This is a genomic window from Luteimonas sp. FCS-9 (assembly GCF_001014645.1).
GTDB lineage: Bacteria > Pseudomonadota > Gammaproteobacteria > Xanthomonadales > Xanthomonadaceae > Luteimonas.
Map to the genome: position 1 here is coordinate 132,530 of NZ_LASZ01000005.1, position 17,426 is coordinate 149,955.

General features: G+C 71.2%; 17 protein-coding genes. 9 read left to right on the forward strand and 8 right to left on the reverse strand.

The window, feature by feature from the left end:
• Window positions 1–8: 8 nt before the first annotated feature.
• Window positions 9–980 (reverse strand): 50S ribosomal protein L3 N(5)-glutamine methyltransferase, encoded by a 972-nt coding sequence (prmB, locus tag WQ56_RS06445; RefSeq protein ID WP_047136260.1) that lies wholly within the window; start codon window positions 978–980, stop codon window positions 9–11.
• 145 nt (window positions 981–1,125) lie between these two features.
• Between prmB and WQ56_RS06450 the strand changes: the two genes are divergently transcribed.
• Together WQ56_RS06450 and asd are read left to right on the forward strand one after the other, a co-directional pair.
• On the forward strand, window positions 1,126–1,791 hold the full coding sequence (locus tag WQ56_RS06450) for an SCO family protein (RefSeq protein WP_047136261.1): 666 nt from the start codon (window positions 1,126–1,128) through the stop codon (window positions 1,789–1,791).
• Window positions 1,788–2,630, forward strand: a complete 843-nt coding sequence (gene asd, locus WQ56_RS06455; RefSeq protein WP_047136262.1) for an archaetidylserine decarboxylase — start codon at window positions 1,788–1,790, stop codon at window positions 2,628–2,630. Before WQ56_RS06450 ends, asd begins: the two co-directional genes overlap by 4 nt.
• 88 nt (window positions 2,631–2,718) lie before the next feature.
• Here asd and WQ56_RS06460 read toward each other — a convergent pair whose 3' ends face one another.
• On the reverse strand, window positions 2,719–4,266 hold the full coding sequence (locus WQ56_RS06460) for a transglycosylase SLT domain-containing protein (RefSeq protein WP_047136263.1): 1,548 nt from the start codon (window positions 4,264–4,266) through the stop codon (window positions 2,719–2,721).
• Window positions 4,267–4,345: 79 nt separating this feature from the next.
• Window positions 4,346–5,659: a hypothetical protein gene (locus WQ56_RS06465; protein WP_156170402.1), complete on the reverse strand. Its 1,314-nt coding sequence runs from the start codon at window positions 5,657–5,659 to the stop codon at window positions 4,346–4,348.
• Between the two features lie 146 nt (window positions 5,660–5,805).
• On the opposite strand from WQ56_RS06465, the gene WQ56_RS06470 reads away from it, so the two are divergent.
• Genes WQ56_RS06470 through WQ56_RS06480 form a run of 3 tightly spaced genes read left to right on the forward strand, consistent with a single transcriptional unit; the run spans window position 5,806 to window position 8,407 of the window.
• Window positions 5,806–7,293 carry a helicase HerA-like domain-containing protein gene (locus WQ56_RS06470; RefSeq protein WP_047136265.1) on the forward strand — a complete coding sequence of 496 codons (1,488 nt, stop codon included), beginning with the start codon at window positions 5,806–5,808 and terminating at the stop codon, window positions 7,291–7,293.
• Entirely contained in the window at window positions 7,290–7,796 is a 507-nt protein-coding gene (greB, locus tag WQ56_RS06475; protein WP_047136266.1) for a transcription elongation factor GreB, read from the forward strand. Before WQ56_RS06470 ends, greB begins: the two co-directional genes overlap by 4 nt.
• A gap of 29 nt (window positions 7,797–7,825) precedes the next feature.
• Window positions 7,826–8,407, forward strand: a complete 582-nt coding sequence (locus WQ56_RS06480; protein WP_047136267.1) for a hypothetical protein — start codon at window positions 7,826–7,828, stop codon at window positions 8,405–8,407.
• A gap of 30 nt (window positions 8,408–8,437) precedes the next feature.
• Here the strand turns inward: WQ56_RS06480 and WQ56_RS06485 are convergent, their stop codons facing one another.
• On the reverse strand, window positions 8,438–8,836 hold the full coding sequence (locus WQ56_RS06485; protein ID WP_156170404.1) for a hypothetical protein: 399 nt from the start codon (window positions 8,834–8,836) through the stop codon (window positions 8,438–8,440).
• Complete coding sequence (gene rimO / locus WQ56_RS06490; protein WP_047136269.1) at window positions 8,833–10,185, reverse strand: 30S ribosomal protein S12 methylthiotransferase RimO; 1,353 nt, start codon at window positions 10,183–10,185, stop codon at window positions 8,833–8,835. The genes WQ56_RS06485 and rimO overlap by 4 nt, the downstream gene beginning before the upstream one ends.
• 176 nt (window positions 10,186–10,361) lie before the next feature.
• Here rimO and WQ56_RS06495 point away from each other — a divergent pair, with 176 nt between their 5' ends.
• Window positions 10,362–11,036 (forward strand): dienelactone hydrolase family protein, encoded by a 675-nt coding sequence (locus tag WQ56_RS06495; RefSeq protein WP_047136270.1) that lies wholly within the window; start codon window positions 10,362–10,364, stop codon window positions 11,034–11,036.
• A gap of 13 nt (window positions 11,037–11,049) precedes the next feature.
• Complete coding sequence (locus tag WQ56_RS06500; RefSeq protein WP_047136271.1) at window positions 11,050–11,475, forward strand: HIT family protein; 426 nt, start codon at window positions 11,050–11,052, stop codon at window positions 11,473–11,475.
• A 7-nt stretch (window positions 11,476–11,482) separates the two neighbouring features.
• On the opposite strand, the gene WQ56_RS06505 is transcribed toward WQ56_RS06500, so the two are convergent.
• Both WQ56_RS06505 and dcd read right to left on the reverse strand, forming a co-directional pair.
• Window positions 11,483–11,992 (reverse strand): RDD family protein, encoded by a 510-nt coding sequence (locus WQ56_RS06505; protein ID WP_047136272.1) that lies wholly within the window; start codon window positions 11,990–11,992, stop codon window positions 11,483–11,485.
• A gap of 32 nt (window positions 11,993–12,024) precedes the next feature.
• The gene (dcd, locus tag WQ56_RS06510; protein WP_047136273.1) at window positions 12,025–12,600 is read right to left on the reverse strand and encodes a dCTP deaminase; all 576 of its coding nucleotides are present in this window, start codon (window positions 12,598–12,600) and stop codon (window positions 12,025–12,027) included.
• Window positions 12,601–12,923: 323 nt separating this feature from the next.
• On the opposite strand from dcd, the gene WQ56_RS06515 reads away from it, so the two are divergent.
• On the forward strand, window positions 12,924–15,755 hold the full coding sequence (locus WQ56_RS06515) for a TonB-dependent receptor (RefSeq protein ID WP_047136274.1): 2,832 nt from the start codon (window positions 12,924–12,926) through the stop codon (window positions 15,753–15,755).
• 111 nt (window positions 15,756–15,866) lie between these two features.
• On the opposite strand, the gene apbC is transcribed toward WQ56_RS06515, so the two are convergent.
• Window positions 15,867–16,721: an iron-sulfur cluster carrier protein ApbC gene (gene apbC / locus WQ56_RS06520; protein WP_047136275.1), complete on the reverse strand. Its 855-nt coding sequence runs from the start codon at window positions 16,719–16,721 to the stop codon at window positions 15,867–15,869.
• Window positions 16,722–16,913: 192 nt separating this feature from the next.
• On the opposite strand from apbC, the gene WQ56_RS06525 reads away from it, so the two are divergent.
• On the forward strand, window positions 16,914–17,357 hold the full coding sequence (locus tag WQ56_RS06525) for a DUF2147 domain-containing protein (protein WP_047136276.1): 444 nt from the start codon (window positions 16,914–16,916) through the stop codon (window positions 17,355–17,357).
• The last annotated feature ends 69 nt before the right edge of the window (window positions 17,358–17,426 follow it).

The following is a 17,426-nucleotide window of genomic DNA, read 5'->3' on the forward strand; positions in this document are numbered from 1 at the left end:
CAGGTCCGTCAGAACAACCCGGCGGCGGCGCTGCCGGTCGCAGCGCTCGATGCCGCCGTCGCCGGCGCGCGCGCGGCGGCCAGCTCGGCGATGCGCGCGTTGTGCGCGACCAAGTCTTGGCGCTCGACGACGAACACGCCCATCTGCCCGACCTGGAACTCGACCCAGGCCAGCGGCAGCTCGGGCAGCAGCTTGACCAGGTGCTGCTCGGACTCGCCGACCTCGCAGATCAGCAGCCCCTCGTCGGTCAGGTGCAGCGGCGCGTCTCGCAGGATCTTGAGCACCAGGTCCAGGCCGTCGCCGCCGGCGCGCAGGCCCATCTCGGGCTCGTAGCCGTACTCGCGCGGCAGCGCGTCGGTCTCGTCGTCGGTCACGTACGGCGGATTGGTCACGATCAGGTCATAGTGCTCGCCCTGCAGGCCGGCGAACAGGTCGGACTTGACGAAGCGCGTGTTGCGCACCTCGAGCCGGGCCTCGTTCTCGGCCGCCAGCGACAGCGCCTCGTCGCTGAGGTCGACGCCGTCGACGTGCCACTCGGGATTGTGGTGCGCCATCGCGATCGCGATGCAGCCCGAGCCGGTGCACAGGTCGAGCGCGCGACGGACCTCGCGGCCGCCCAGCCACGGCTCGAAGCCGGACAGGATCAGCTCGGCGATCGGCGAGCGCGGCACCAGCGCGCGGCGGTCGGACTTGAAGCTCAGCCCGGCGAACCAGGCCTCGCCGGTCAGGTAGGCGGCCGGGATCCGCTCCTCGATGCGGCGCAGGAACAGGCCCAGCACGTCCTCCTTCTCCGCCAACGTGACCCGCGACTGCCCGTAGACCGGGCTCAGGTCGTGCGGCAGGTGCAGCGCGTGCAGCGTGAGCTGGGTGGCCTCGTCGATCGCGTTGTCGTAGCTGTGGCCGAAGGTCAGCCCGGCGGCGTTGAAGCGGCTGGCGCCGTAGCGGATCAGGTCGACGATCGTCTGCAGTTCTTCGGTCATGGCGCGCGCGGGCTCGGGAGACGGCTTGATGGCCGGCGATTATAGGTCAGCCGCCCCGGCGTCCCGCGGCTGGGGCGCCCGCGACGGAGCCGGCTGCCGCCGCGGGCTATGATGCCCGGCCCATCGACTCGGCGGCCCTCGACGGATGTTCAACCGCACCACCCTCGTGATCCTGTGCATCGCGGTCGCCGGCGGGCTCGGCCTGCTCGCCGCGCAGCGCTATTTCGCCGCCGGCGGCGACGCGGCCGGGCCGCAGTTGCAGGTCGTGCAGCTGTATCCCCAGCCGCGCGCGCTGCCGGACTTCGCGCTGCAGCAGGCCGACGGCACCCAGTTGCTGCCCGGCGAACTGGCCGGGCACTGGACGCTGGTGTTCATCGGCTTCACCCAGTGCCCGGACGTGTGCCCGATGACGCTGACCCAGCTGGCGCAGGCCCAGCGGCGCTGGGAGGCGCTGCCCGAGGCGACCCGGCCGCGCGTGCTGTTCGTGTCGGTCGATCCCGAGCGCGACACGCCCGATCGCCTGGGCGACTACGCGCACGCCTTCCATCGCGACACGCTCGCCGCGACCGCCGACGTGCCGACGCTCGAGCGCTTCACGCGCGCGCTGTCGATGGTGTTCGCCAAGGTGCCGCTGCGCGGCGACGCCCCGAACGGGGCCTACACGATCGACCACAGCGCCTCGCTGGCGGTGCTCGATCCCCAGGGGCGCATGGCCGGCGTGGTGTCGGGCAGCGTGCTCAACGGCGATGCGCCCCGGCCCGACGCCATCGCCGACGACCTGCTGCGCCTGACCGCCGGAGACCGCCCGTGAGCCTGGTGACCACGCTGACCTACGCGCTGCCGCACCGCCTGCTGTCGTCGCTGGCACGCCGGCTGGCCTACTCCACCCATCCCGGCACGCGGCGGTGGCTGATCGACACCGTCGTGCGCCGCTTCGGCGTCGACCTGTCGGAGGCCGCGAACCCCGACCCGGCGTCGTACGCCAGCTTCAATGCGTTCTTCACCCGTCCGCTGCGCGAAGGCGTCCGCACCGCCGACCCGGACCCGCGCGCATTGCTGATGCCGGCCGACGGCCACATCAGCCAGTGCGGCGCGATCGCCGGCGACCGGATCTTCCAGGCGAAGGGCCAGTCGTTCACGGTCGCCGAACTGCTCGGCGACGCGGCCGATGCCGCGCCCTATCTCGACGGCCGCTACGCGACCGTCTACCTGTCGCCGCGCGACTACCACCGTGTGCACATGGCCTGGACCGGGACGCTGCGCGAGACCGTGCACGTGCCCGGCCGGCTGTTCAGCGTGGGCACCGACGCGGTCGCGCGCGTGCCGCGGCTGTTCGCGCGCAACGAGCGGCTGGTGTGCCATTTCGACACCGATTTCGGGCCGATGGTCCAGGTGATGGTCGGCGCGCTGCTGGTTTCGGGGGTGGAGACGGTCTGGGGCGGCGAGGAGATCCCCGCCTACGGCGACCGCATCCAGCGCAAGGACTACCGCGGGCGCGGCATCGTGCTCGAGCGCTTCGCCGAGATGGCGCGCTTCAACTACGGCTCGACGGTGATCGTGCTCCTGCCGCCGGGCGCCGCCGAACTCGAGCCGGCGCTGCACGCCGAGTCGCCGGTGCGGCTGGGCCAGCGGCTGGCCACCCGCCGTTGATCCGTAGGCGCGCGCGAGCGCGCGTGATGGGCACTATCGGTCATGCCCCATCGCGCGCGAGCGCGCGCCTACATGCGTGGGGCGCGGCTCAGCGGCCGCAGCCTTCGAGCTTGATGCTCTGCCCGGGCTTGAGCGCATACGCCGGCGCGCGCAGGCCGTTGGCACGCGCAAGCGTCGGCACGCTGCAGCCGTAGCGCTGGGCGATCTTGCCCAGGGTGTCGCCGCGCGCGACGCGGTGGGTGCGCGCCGGCGCGGGCGCGGCCTGCGGCGGGCGCGGCGCAGCCGGCGCGGCCGGCACGGCGGCCGGGGCGCTGCCGGCATCGGGCAGCACCTCGATCGCGCCGGTACGCACGATCGCTGCGCGCGGGTCGCTGTTCACCAGCTCGGCCGCCAGGTCCGCGCGCGCACCGCGCACGCACCACTGGCGGTACAGCCCGGCCATGCGCACGGTGCCGTTGAGCACGGTCCCGGCCGGCAGCAGGCTCTCGGCCTCGTAGCTGGGGTTGAGGTTGCGCAGCGCGCGCATGTAGCCGTCGCGGGTGTTGCCGTTGCCCAGGCAGATCGTCAGCTCGTAGATCGACGCCGGCCGCTCGAGGCGGAACGTCGCCGGCCGCGCGTCGACCTTCGGGAACGTCAGCCCGTACTCCTGCGGGTGCAGGTACAGCCAGGCCGCGGCGATGACCATCGGCACGTAGTCGCGCGTCTCCGGGGGGAACTGGTTGTAGATGTCCGGATCCCAGAAGCGCCGGCCGGCGGCCTCGCGGTAGACGCGCAGCGCCCTCCCCTCGCCGCCGTTGTAGGCAGCCAGCCAGTACTCGATCTCGTTGCCGTGCTGGGCGAAGCGCTCGTTGAGGTAGACCGCGGCGGCATCGGCGGCCTGGCGGGGGTCGTAGCGGGTGTCGAAGCCGCTGCCGTCGGGCCCGAGGCCGAAGCGGCGACCGGTCGCGGGCATGAACTGCAGCGGCCCGGCGGCCCCGGCGCGCGAGCGCGCGTGCACCCGGCCGTTGGACTCCTTGGCCAGGATGCCGAACAGCAGCGCCTCGGGCAGACCGCTGCGCTTGAACGCCGGCGACATCAGGTGCTGCATGTACTGGTAGTTCTCGTGGCTGGTGATCAACGACACGCGCATGTCGGTCAGCCAGCGGCGGATGCCCGCCTGCACGGCGGGGTTGGGCTGGACCATGCGCTTGAAGCGCTCGTCTTCGGCCAGCAGCGCCGAGGCGCTGGCCGCGGCCGGCACGTCGGCGGTCGGCAGCGCGCCCTCGAGCGCGTCGAGCCCGGCCGCCTCGTCCGCGTCCTGCCCGGCCTGCGCGTCGGCGTCGGCCTTGAGCAGGCGCTTGTAGCTGGTCAGCAGCTGCGGGACGCTGCAGCCGCGCTGCTTCTCGCAGGCCAGCATCACGTCCTCCATGTCCTCGAGCGCGGCGTTGCTCGCCTCCACGCCCGCCGGGTCGTCGTTGGCGATGCGTACCAGCGCCTGGCGGTAGCGGCCCTCGGCGTCGAGCATGCGCTGGCTCAGGGCTTCGGCGGCCTCGCGGTCGCGGCGCGACTGCGCGTGGGCGTCGGCGGCGTGGCACGACAACGCCAGGGCCAGGGCCAGGGCGCCCAGGCGCGCGAACGGGAACACGGAGTCGGGCATGCGGGGCGTCGCCTCGGAAGGGGCCGGCAGGGTAGCCCCGGCCGTCGCGCCGGGGCAAGGCGACCGACGGTCGCCGGACTCAGCCGCCGGGCTGCACGGCCCGGTTCCGCGACCGGGCCCAGTCGCGCGTCTGCGCCGGATCGTGGCGCGCGAAGCCGGCCGCCTCGATCGCGGCATCCACGCCGGCCGCCGGCGCATCGTCGAGATGACGGTCGAGAAACGCGCGTGTCACCGCCGCGATCCCGCGCGCGGTCGCCGCGAAGTCCGCATCACCGAAGTTCGCCTCGCGCGCCGTCCCGCCCATCAGCAGCGGCAGGTCGCTGAACGCCATGTGCCGCGTGCCGGGCACGCGGACCCGGATCACGTCCGGCGCCAGTCCCGCCCGGGTCCAGCGCTCGTAGGCGTAGTCGTTGTGGTGGAACCCGGGGTCGGACGGCGTGCCGTCGTACAGCGGGAAGCGCACCCAGTCGCTGGTCAGCGCCAGCAGCGGCCGCGCGAGGTCGGCATCGTAGAGCGCGGGATCGAAATTCAGCCCGTCCAGGCTGACCGCCGCGCGGCACGTGGGCAGGCGGTGGCAGGCGGTCGCAGCGGTCGAGCCGCCGAACGACATGCCGGCGATCGCCAGCCGGCGCGGATCGGCAGCGGCGAGCACCGGCGCGAACGCCGCCGGCACCTCGCCGGCCTGCAGCGCGCGGACCGCGAACAGCACGTCGTCGCGCCAGGTCGCCTGGCTGGCGCCCAGGCGGCTGCCGGCCAGCGCCTGCGCGTAGCCGTCGATCAGCGCGGCGCGCGTGTCGTGGTCGTCGGCCGCATGGAAACGCTGGCGCCAGTCGAGCAGCGCCGGCGACTCGGGCGCCATGTACGTGGGCACGACCCGCCCGTCGGCCAAGGCGACGTCCGCTGCGTCGCCCGGATGGCCCAGCGCCACGACCACGTAGCCGTGGCTGGCGAGCGACTCGGCCAGCGCGGTGTTCTGCGCCGGATACGAGAAGAAGCCATGGCTGAACACCACCAGCGGGAAGCCGCGCGCCGGCCGCGACGCGACGCCGGTCCCCGCGCCCGCCGCCGTGCACGCGCCGATCGCGAGCGTGTCGTCGACCGCGTAGCGCAGGTTGCGTGCGAGCGCCGGCAACTGCACCCGCGCGTCCTCGGGCGCCAGGTACGGCCGCGGCGCGCCAGCGCGGGCGGCCGGATACCAGGCGATCGCCGGCAGCGTGCGCACCGCATCGGGCGCCTCGCCCGACACGCCGCGACGGGACGGGTCGGCCAGTTCGAAGCGCTGGTGGCCCACGGGGTACGGGCCGTCGGGCACGGGCAGCGCGCAGGCCCAGGCCAGGCCGGGCAGCGCGGCCACGACCAGGGCGGCCACACGCGGGGACAGTCGACGGGACATCGGGGGCGCTCCAGGAAAACAAGGGCCCATTGTGCGCGAGCGGCGCGCGCGTCCGCGACGCGGCACGCCGGCGCCCGTGCCGCGACCGCCGCACGGCGACGCGCGCGTCCTAGAATCGCGGTTCCCTCGTTTGTTCCCCGCCCCCCATGGATCCGATCCTCGTCGGCAAGGCCGTCACCACCCCCGACGGCAGCCCCGTCCACCTGCTGCCCGCGCTGGGCAACCGCCATGGGCTCGTCGCCGGCGCGACCGGCACCGGCAAGACCGTCACGCTGACCACGCTCGCCGAAGGCTTCTCGCGCATCGGCGTGCCGGTGTTCATGGCCGACGTGAAGGGCGATGTCGCCGGCCTTGCGATGCCGGGCGAGATCGGCGAGGCGCTGCGCGAACGCGCGGCCGGCATCGGCGTGCCCGACTACGCCGGCGAGGCCAGCCCGGTGGTGTTCTGGGACCTGTTCGGCGTGTCCGGTCATCCGGTGCGCACGACGGTCAGCGAAATGGGGCCGACGCTGCTGGCGCGCATCCTCGAGCTCAACGACACCCAGGCCGGCGTGCTCGACATCGTGTTCAAGCTCGCCGACGACCGCGGCCTGCTGCTCGACCTCGACGACCTGCGCGCGCTGCTGGCGCTGGTCGCCGAGGAGCGCAAGACGGTCTCGTCCGAGTACGGCCTGGTCTCCGCGCCGTCGATCGCGGCGATCCAGCGCGCGGTGCTGCGGCTGGAACAGGACGGTGGCGCGCCGTTCTTCGGCGAGCCGGCGCTGGAACTGGCCGACCTGATGCGCACGCGCACCGATGGCCGCGGCGTGATCGGCATCCTCGCCGCCGACCGGCTGATCCTCAAGCCGCGGCTGTACGCGACCTTCCTGCTGTGGCTGCTGTCGCAGCTGTTCGAGACGCTGCCCGAGGTCGGCGATCTCGACAAGCCGCGCCTGGTGTTCGTGTTCGACGAGGCGCACCTGCTGTTCGGCGACGCGCCGGCCTCGCTGCAGCAGCGCATCGAGCAGGTGGTGCGGCTGGTGCGCTCCAAGGGCGTGGGCATCTACTTCTGCTCGCAGTTCCCCGACGACGTGCCGCCGGCCGTGCTCGGCCAGCTCGGCAACCGCGTGCAGCACGCGCTGCGCGCCTACACGCCGCGCGACCAGAAGGCCGTGCGCACCGCGGCGCAGACCTTCGTACCGAATCCGGCGCTCGACGTCGCCGCGACGATCGCCACGCTCCAGACCGGCGAGGCGCTGGTCTCGATGCTGCAGGCCGGCGGCGCGCCTGCGCCGGTCGAGCGCACGTTGATCGCCCCGCCGCGCTGCCGGATGGGCGCGATCACCGAGGCCGAGCGCGCGCGCATCCGCGCCGGCAGCCCGGTCGGCGCGAAGTACGACACACCGGTCAACCGCGAATCGGCCGCCGAACTGCTGGCGCGACGCGCCCAGGACGCGACCGCGACCGAAGCGGCACGCCCGGCGAAATCGCGCGGCGCCGACGAAAACGAGGGTGGCCTGGGGCAGAAGATCGAGGCGTTCCTGTTCGGCACCAAGCGCCGCCAGGGCGCGGTCCAGGCCGCCGGCAAGCAGGCGGTGCGCACGGTCACCAACCGGATCGTGCGCAACATCCTCGGCGGGATCCGGATCCGATGAGCCGCTGGCGCCCGCCCGCCGAAACGAGCACCGCGCTGATCACGCCCGACGGCCACGCGCGGCTCAAGGCCGAACTCGACGACCTGTGGCGCGTGCGCCGGCCCGAGGTGGTGCGGGCGCTGTCGGCGGCCGCGGCCGAGGGCGACCGCTCGGAGAATGCCGAGTACACCTACCGCAAGAAACAGCTCGGCGAGATCGATCGGCGCGTGCGCTACCTCGGCAAGCGGCTCGAGGCGCTGCGCGTGGTCGACACGGTGCCGACCGATCCGCAGGCCGTGTTCTTCGGTGCGTGGATCGAACTGGAGGACGACGACAGCGGGCAGTGCAACCGCTACCGCATCGTCGGCCCGGACGAGACCGACGCGCGCGAAGGTTGGATCAGCATCGATTCGCCGCTGGCGCGCGCGCTGCTCAAAAAGCGCGTCGACGACGAGGTCACGGTCGAACTGCCGGGCGGGTCGCGCACGTTCGCGATCGTCTCGATCGACTACGCCGCAGGCTAGTGGGCCGGGATCGACCATCCGGCCGACGGGTGGCCCGCGGCGGGGGCGGCCCCGGCGCCTGGCGCACGGCCGGCGCGGCGCTGCTCGCGGCCGCCCTCACCGCCTGCGCGCCCGACCCCGCACCTGCGGCGCCCGCGACGCCCGTGCCGGCGCCGCACCCCGACGCAGACGCGAAGGCCAGCGCCCATGCCGCACTCGCCGCGCGGCTGCGGCCGTTCCTGATCGAACGCGTCGTGGCCGGTCGCGGGCGCAGCGCACGGGCCGCCGACGACGAGCGCTTCCGGCTCGGCGCATTCTGGAAGGTACGGACCGACACCCACCACTTCGACGCCGCGTTCCGCGCCCGGGCGCAGGCCGCGCTGGCGTCGGCCGGTGCCGGCGCGGCGGACGCCCGTGCGGACATGGCGCTTCGGCGGTTGATCGCGACCGTCGACGCGCGCCTGCCGGCCTGGCAGGCGCTGGTCGACTACAACGCGTCGGGCCGGATGCGCGACGACGGTGGCGAAGGCGGCCGGCAGCGGCTGCCCGGCGCGATCGCCGCGATCGATGCGATCGAGGCGGCAGCCTGGGCCTACGTCGAGACCGCCGCCCACGCCGCGCCCGCGCCGTAGCGCGGCGGGTACGCTGCCCGGCTGGCGGGATCAGTCGATGCGCTGCAACTCGTGGATCTGGGTATCCGAGAACGCCGTGAAGTACCCGGTCGTCGACGTGAAGCCCTTGTCCGGGAATTCGGTCCCCGGGGCCACGCGGCACATCAGGAACGCGCGCGACGACGCGCACTGCAGACCGGCTTCGGGTGGGACGCCCGGGAACAGGCCGGCCTGCTCGAGGCCGCTGAGCGGCAGCAGCGCCAGGCCCTCGCCACGGAACATCGCCAGCCAGCCGCGCCCTTCGGCCCGCAGCGTGAGCTGCGCGTCGGCCGGCATCGTGCGGGGGTCGCCGCCGACCGGGCGGTAGGTGCCGCTCAGTCCGTCGGCGGCGCCCGCCCCGCCGGGCGCGAGTGCCAGCACCATCGCAACCGCCATCGTCCATCGGGTCATGCATCGATCTCCGCGACTTCCCCGTAGAGATCATGCTCGTCGCTGCCCATGATCGCCACCTCGACGACATCGCCGGGTCGCAGGCCGGCCTCGCGCCCGTCCTGGATCTGCACCACGCCGTCGATCTCGGGCGCATCGCCCATGGACCGCGCGATCGCCAGGTCCCCGTCGACGACGTCGACCAAGCAGGACTGCACCGTGCCGACCTTGGCCTCGAGCCGGGCTGCGGAAATCTCCGCCTGCTTGTCCATGAAACGCGCCAGGCGTTCCTGCTTCACCGCGTCCGGCACCGCGTCGGGCAACAGGTTCGCGCTCGCGCCTTCGACCGGCGAATAGGCGAACGCGCCGACGCGATCGAGCTGCGCCTCGTCGAGGAAGTCCAGCAGTTGCTGGAAGTCGTCCTCGGTCTCGCCGGGGAAGCCGACGATGAACGTGCTGCGGATCGTCAGGTCCGGGCAGATCTCGCGCCAGCGCGCGATGCGCTCGCGGGTGCGGTCGATCGCGCCGGGCCGCTTCATCAGCTTCAGAATCCGCGGGCTGGCATGCTGCAGCGGCACGTCGAGATACGGCAGCAGCTTGCGGCTGCCGTCGGCATGCCGCTCGGTCATCAGCGGGATGATGTCGTCGACGTGCGGATACGGGTAGACGTAGTGCAGCCGCGTCCACACACCCAGTTCCGACAGCCCCTCGCACAACGCCTTCATCCGCGTCTGGTACGCGCGGTCGCGCCAGGTCCGCTCGGCATAGCGCACGTCCACGCCGTAGGCCGAGGTGTCCTGGGAGATCACCAGCAGTTCGCGCACGCCGCCGCGTACCAGCCGCTCGGCCTCGCGCAGCACGTCGTCGACCGGGCGCGACACCAGGTCGCCGCGCATCGACGGGATGATGCAGAAGCTGCAACGGTGGTTGCAGCCTTCGGAGATCTTCAGGTACGCGTAGTGCCGCGGGGTCAGCTTGACACCGGTATCGGGCACCAGGTCGACGAACGGGTCGTGCCGCGGCGGCAGCGCCGCGTGCACCGCGCCCATGACCGAGCCGTAGTCCTGCGGACCGCTGATCGACAGCACGCCCGGGTGCGCGCCGCGGATCATCTCCTCGCGCTTGCCCAGGCAGCCGGTGACGATCACCTTGCCGTTCTCGGCCATTGCCTCGCCGATGGCGTCCAGCGATTCGGCGACCGCCGAGTCGATGAATCCGCAGGTGTTGACGACGACGACGTCGGCGTCGTCGTAGGTCTGCACGATGTCGTAGCCCTCCACCCGCAACTGGGTGAGGATGCGTTCGGAATCGACGAGAGCCTTCGGACAGCCGAGGCTGACGAAACCGACCTTGGGACTGGCTGCGGACATGGGGACCGTGGCGGGTGCGGGAGGGAGGAGCCCGCGCACCGCCGGGCGGCCGGCGCGGAGCCGGCCCGCCGGGAAGGACACGCGGGGCCGCGCAGTATAGCCGCGGCCGCCGGGCGGGTCCTGCGTCCACGGCGCCTGGGTTAGACTCCGGCCGATCACGTGAACGGGGAGCCGCCATGGGCCGGGACATCGTCGTCGCAACGCCGTCCGGACCGGTCAACGCCTGGCGCGCCGACCCGCCGCACGGCGCTGCCGCCCAGGGCGCGATCGTCGTGCTGCAGGAGATCTTCGGCGTCAATGCCCACATCCGCAGCGTCGCGGACGGCTACGCCGCCGCGGGCTACGTCGCGATCGCGCCGGCGCTGTTCGACCCGGTCGCACGCAATGTCGAGCTGACCTACGAGGCCGCCGACTTCGAACGCGGTCGCGCGCTCGCCGCAGAGCTGGGCTTCGACCGCGCCGTCGGCATCGTCCGCGCCACGCGCGACCTGCTGCACGGCGAAGGCCATCGCCAGATCGGCGTGGTCGGCTTCTGCTGGGGCGGCAGCCTCGCGTTCCTCGCCAACACCCGCTTAGGTCTACCCGCGGTCAGCTACTACGGTGCGCGCACCGTGCCGTTCCTCGACGAGCCGCTGCAGGCCCCGATGCTGTTCCACTTCGGCGCCGACGACGCCAGCATCCCGGAGACCGACATCGCCGCCCACCGCACGCGGCAGCCGGACGCGGAGGTGCACGTCCACGCGGGCGGCCACGCCTTCAACCGCGACGTCGACCCCACCCACTACCACCCCGACAGCGCCGCCGAGGCCCGCCGGCAGACGATGAAGTTCCTCGCCGCAGCGCTGCGCTGACCGGAGCCCGGCCATGCCGCACACCGCCCCCGCCCGCTATGCACTGCATCCGCAACTGGCCGAGGACACCCACCCCGTCGCCACGCTCGCGCTGAGCGAGGTCCGGTTGATGGACGACGCCAACTACCCCTGGCTGATCCTGGTGCCGCGCCTGCCCGATGCCCGCGAACTGATCGACCTCGACAGCGCGCAGCGCAATCTGCTGACCGAGGAGATCGACATCGTCGCGCGCGCCGTGCGCGACGCGTTCCGTCCGTTCAAGCTCAACATCGCCGCGCTGGGCAACCAGGTGCCACAGCTGCACGTGCACGTGATCGGCCGCGACCAGGGCGACCCGGCATGGCCCGCCCCGGTCTGGGGCCGCGTCGCAGCCCGGCCCTACTCGCCCGAGCAGCTGGTCGAGCGCATCACGCGCCTGCAGGCCACGCTCCCCGCCTGACCGGTCGTCAACGCGCGCGGACCACCCGCGTGCCGGCGACGAAGTCGTGGCCGCAGCGCCGGTCCTGGCGGAAGATCATGCACAGACTGCCCAGCACAGCCAACGCACCGATGCACGGGATGCCACCGATCGCCTGCAACGGCAGGTAGCGCGCAAGAAGCGCGCGGGCGGCGGTCACCGGCCGGCCGTCGAGGGTCACGATGCGGATGCCCAGCAAGCGCTTGCCCCACGTCTGGCCACCGACATGCAGTGGCCACGCGTGGATCGCTGCGAACACCAGCAGGCCGATCACCATCCAGATCGCCTGCAGGCCCAGCCCGACCTGCTCGCCGCGCTGCGTCGCCTCGACCACCGCCGTCCAGTAGCCGCCGAGCCACATCACCGGCGTCATGACCGCCAGGCCGATCAGGCCGTCGATCAGCGCCGCACCCAGCCGCGTGCCGCGCTCGGCCAGCACCTCGCCCTGATCGAGCCGCACCTCGGCCGCAGGGGCCTGATAGGGATTGGAATCCTGCATCGCACATCCTTGTTCGTGGAAAGGGAATACCGTCAGGTGCGCGGCAGGGTGACGCCCGTCTGCCCCTGGTACTTGCCGCCGCGATCGCGGTAAGACGTCTCGCAGACGTCGTCGGCGTCGGACTGGAAGAACAGCATCTGCGCAACGCCCTCGTTGGCGTAGATGCGCGCCGGCAGCGGCGTGGTGTTGCTGAATTCCAGCGTCACGTGGCCTTCCCACTCCGGCTCGAGCGGGGTGACGTTGACGATGATCCCGCAGCGCGCGTAGGTGCTCTTGCCCAGGCAGACCACCAGCACGTCGCGCGGAATCCGGAAGTACTCGACCGTGCGCGCCAGTGCGAAGGAGTTGGGCGGGATGATGCACTCGTCGCCGACCACGTCGACGAAGCTCTTGGGATCGAAGTGCTTGGGATCGACGATCGTCGAGTTGATGTTGGTGAACACCTTGAACTCGCGCGGGCAGCGCACGTCGTAGCCGTAGCTCGAGGTGCCGTAGCTGACGATGCGCTGGCCGTCGGCATGCTTGACCTGGCCGGCCTCGAACGGCTCGATCATGCCCTCCGGCTGCTCGGACATGCGGCGGATCCAGCGGTCGCTCTTGATGCTCATGCGGTGTTCCCTTCGGCCCCTGGGCCTGAACGGGGAATTGTAGGCCGAGCGCGGTTTCGGCGCACTTGCTCGTCTCGCGCAGCATCGCCCAACGCCGCGAGAAGGGGCCGACGGCGCGTCCTCGACCGCCTGCCCCGATCGCCGCGCCTTCTGTGTCTCGCCTGTCGCACCGGTTTGCCGAATCGGCTCACTGCATCCCGATGCGCGCCGATGTGTTGACGTGTGCATGACAACTTCATTAAACAACCGTTAACGCCGACGCATCGCGGCGTTCCGCACCATTTGTCCGGCGCGTGCCGGACGTTCCCGCATAGGATTTTCGAATGACCCTCCGTACCTCGCCGTCGCGGCACCGCCTCAGCGCCGCACTGTTCGCCGCCCTCCTCGTTCCCGCCACCGGTGCCGCCCTGGCCCAGGACACGGGCACCGCGACCACGCTCGACAAGGTCACCGTGACCGGCTCGCTGATTCCGCAGAGCCAGATCGAGACGTTCACGCCCGTGACCGTGGTGACCGCCGAGGACATCCAGCTGCGCGGCTTCCAGAGCGTGGCCGACATCCTGCAGCAGTCCACCTTCACCACCGGCGGCCTTCAGGGCGGCCAGACCTCGGCCTCGTTCACCCAGGGCGCGGAAGCGTCGGGCATGTTCAGCCTCGATCCGGGCTACACCAAGTACCTGATCAACGGCCGCCCGATGTCGAACTACCCGGCGCTGTACAACGGCTCGGACACCTTCAACAACATCAGCGGCATTCCGGTCGCGCTGGTCGAGCGCATCGAGATCCTTCCCGGCGGCCAGTCCTCGCTGTACGGCTCGGACGCGATCGCCGGCGTCGTCAACGTGATCCTGAAGAAGGACGTCGACGGGGGCGAGTTCACCGTGCGCGGCGGCTGGTTCGGCGACGGCGGCGGCGCCAGTACGCGCTTCACCTACGCCGACGCATTCGGCTCGGCGGACGGCCGCGTCCGCTCGCTGCTCGGGCTGCAGTTCGAGGAGCGCGACCCGATCTGGGGCCACCAGCGCGACCTGACCAGGCAAATCAATACCCAGGGCTACACCGATCCCGTCGCGAGCCGCGACTTCGTGGTCATCGACGAGCTCGCTGGCGAGTACGTCTTCACCGACCCCAACAACTGCGCCAACGTGACCGGCCAGTTCGGCGGCACCACCGGCAAGCAGAACCGTCCGGGCTTCGGTGAGTACTGCGGCAGCTTCGCCACGCCCGGCTACCGCACGATCCGCAACGGCAAGCAGAGCACCCAGCTCTACTCCTACACCACGTTCGACGTCACCGACAGCACCCAGCTCTACGCCGAGGTGCTCGGCAACTACGACGAGAGCGACTACGTCACCGGCTCGAACTACACCTGGTGGGGCACGAGCGCGCGCTACGGCGCCATCTACGACCCCGACCTCGACACGCTGGTGAACCTGCAGCGCGCGTTCTCGCCCGAGGACATCGGTGGCCGCGGCTTCCGCGACATCATGAACACCGACCGCAACAAGGCCTACACCGTCACGCTCGGCGCCAACGGCGCCCTGGGCGCCTGGGACTATGACGCGTACGTCATGCGCGCCGAGTACAAGCTGACCGAACGCCGCTGGGCCCGTTTCGCCGATCCGATCGAAGCCTGGTTCCAGGAGAACGTGCTGGGCCCGCAGCTCGACGGTCTCGATCCGTTCTACGGCGCCTATCCGATCTTCCGGCCCGACTACGACGCGTTCCATCGCCCGATCTCGCCGAACGACCTGGCGACCTTCACCGGCTACACGACCAACCAGTCGCGGACCTGGAACAATCTGGCGCACTTCCAGTTCACCAACGGCTCGCTGTTCTCGCTGCCTGGCGGCGACGCGGGCTTCGCCGTGGTCGGCGAGGTGGGCAACGAAGGCTGGGACTACACGCCCGACGCGCGCCTGGTGCAGGACCCCGACACGCTCGAGTCGCAGGTCTGGGGCACGACGGCGGTCAGCGGCAACGGCCGTCGCAGCCGCTACGCGGTCACCAGCGAACTGCGCATGCCGCTGCTCGAGCCGCTGACGGTCACGCTGTCGGGCCGCTACGACGCGTTCGACATCGCCGGCGACACGGTCGACAAGCCCACCTACAGCATCGGCCTCGAATACCGCCCGGTGGAGAGCCTGCTCGTGCGCGGCAAGTACGGCACGGCCTTCCGTGCCCCGACCCTCGCCGACGTGTTCCAGGGCGTGAGCGGCTTCTACAGCAGCGACACTGACTACTTCCGTTGCGCGGGCGAAGGCTACCTGCCCGGCGCTACCGACGAGTGCGCCTACGACGCCGAGCAGTACTTCGGCCAGCAGTCGGGCAACACCGACCTGGAGCCGATCACCGCCGACGTCTGGAATGCGGGCATCGTGTGGGCCCCGATCCAGAACCTGTCGATCGCGGTCGACTACTACAGCTGGGACATCAGCAACGAGGTCAAGAGTCTGACCGGCGACCAGCTGCTGCTCAGCGAATACTACTGCCGCACCGGCGCTTCGGGCTCGACCGTCACCTCCTGCGACAACGTGCTCGACTGGGTCAGCCGCAGCGCCAACGGCCAGCTGACCTCGATCTTCACGCCCAAGGTCAACATCGCCTCGCAGCGGCTCCGCGCCCTGACGACCGCGGCGAACTACAGCTTCGACGTCGGCGCAGCGGGCAACTTCGCGGTCGCGGTCAACTACACCAACAACCTCGAGCACACCCTGGTCACCCAGCCCGGCCAGCCCGAGCTCGACCTGCTGCGCGACCCGATCCCGATGTGGGACTACGATTCGTACGCCAAGACCCGTACGGACGCGACGGTGGCCTGGAGCAAGGGCGACTGGACGACCACGCTCTACGGCAACCGCATCGGTTCGACGCCGAACTACCTGGCGTACCTGGGCGGTTCCTACGACTACGTGCACTCGTCGGGCGCCCGCGCCGGGAAGTGGGGCAGCTACACGACCTACAACCTGAGCGTGAACTGGCGCGCGCAGGAGAACCTGACGTTCTCGGTCCTGGTCAACAACCTGTTCGACAAGACCCCCGAGTACCAGGCCAACAACTATCCGGGCACCAGCAGCACGCCGTACAACAACTACCTGTACAACCCGTACGGTCGCGCGTTCTACCTGGAGGCGAAGTACCAGTTCGGCCAGTAAACCAGGTCTGCTTCACGAAAAACCCCGCCTCGGCGGGGTTTTTTCGTTTCTGCGGCAGAAGGATGACCCCATGAACGCGCCGGCCTGCGACCCGGCGATGGTCCGCCTCCTCTACACCAGCGACGCGGAGATGGACATCGGCGCGCGCGGGCGCTTCTCGAGCTCGGCGACCATGGCCCGTGCAACCGCCCGGTAGGCCTCGGCCGCCGCCGAGGCCGGCGCGGAGGCGACGATCGGCGCGCCGGCATCGCCCTGCTCACGGATTCCGATCTCCAGCGGCAGCGACCCCAGCAGCGGCACGCCGTAGCGCTCTGCCATGCGCTCGCCGCCGCCCGAACCAAACAGATGCTCGACGTGCCCGCAATTCGAGCACACGTGCTGGGCCATGTTCTCGACCAGCCCGAGCACCGCGACCTCGACCTTCTCGAACATCTTCAGCGCCTTGCGCGCGTCGAGCGTCGCCACCTCCTGCGGCGTGGTCACGATCACCGCGCCGGCCACCGGGATCTTCTGCGCCAGTGTCAGCTGGATGTCGCCCGTGCCCGGCGGCAGGTCGACGAGCAGGTAGTCCAGCCCGTCCTCGCCGCCCCAGCGCGTGTCGTTGAGCAACTGCTGCAGCGCCGAGGTCGCCATCGGTCCGCGCCAGATCATCGGCGTGTCCTGGTCGACCAGCAGCCCGATCGACATCGCCTCGATACCGTGCGCCTGCAGCGGCAGGATCGACTTGCCGTCCGGGCTCTCCGGCTTGCCCGACAGCCCGAGCATCGTCGGGATGCTCGGCCCGTAGACGTCCGCGTCCAGTACGCCGACCCGCGCGCCGTCCGCAGCCAGCGCGAGCGCCAGGTTGACCGACGTCGTCGACTTGCCCACCCCGCCCTTGCCGGACCCGACGGCGACGATATTGCGGATGCGGGGGTGGGGATGGAGGGCGCCCTGGACGGCGCGTGCTGCCTTCGGAGATTGCATGGCTGACGAATGCTCGGTCGGAAGCCGTCATTGTCCCATGTCTCGCAACGATCCCCGACGGCCAGGATGTCGCACCCGGCGCCGCACCACCGGCGCGCCGGACGCGTCACGCGGGCGGCCCGCGGATCGGCTATAACGTCGCCATCTGCGGCGGCACCGTGCCGGACACGCAGCATCGAGGGAGGGAGCGCAATGAAGATGAACAAGAAGGCCGGCCTGCTGGCGCTCGCGGCATGGCCGCTCGTCGTCGCGTCGTTCGCGGCATCGGCACAGTCGCCGGCCGGTCGCTGGAAGACCATCGACGACGAGACCGGCCGGGTGAAGTCGATCGTCGAGATCAGCCAGGCCGCCAACGGCATGCTGAGCGGAAAAGTCGTCCAGGTGCTGCATTCCGATCGCGGGCCGAACCCCACCTGCGACAAATGCACCGGCGAGCGCCGCAACCAGCCGATCGCCGGCATGACGATCCTGTGGGATCTCAAGCCCAACGGCGACGAGTGGTCGGGCGGCACGATTCTCGATCCGGCCAACGGCAAGACCTACAAGTCGAAGGCCAAGCTGATCGATGCCAACCGGCTGGGCGTGTCGGGCTGCATCGCCTTCATCTGCCGCGAGCAGGTCTGGCAGCGGGAGTAAAGCTGGACAGCGGTCTATTCAGGAAACAACGAAGTAACGACCTGGACGTCTGGGCCAACACGCTCGAGT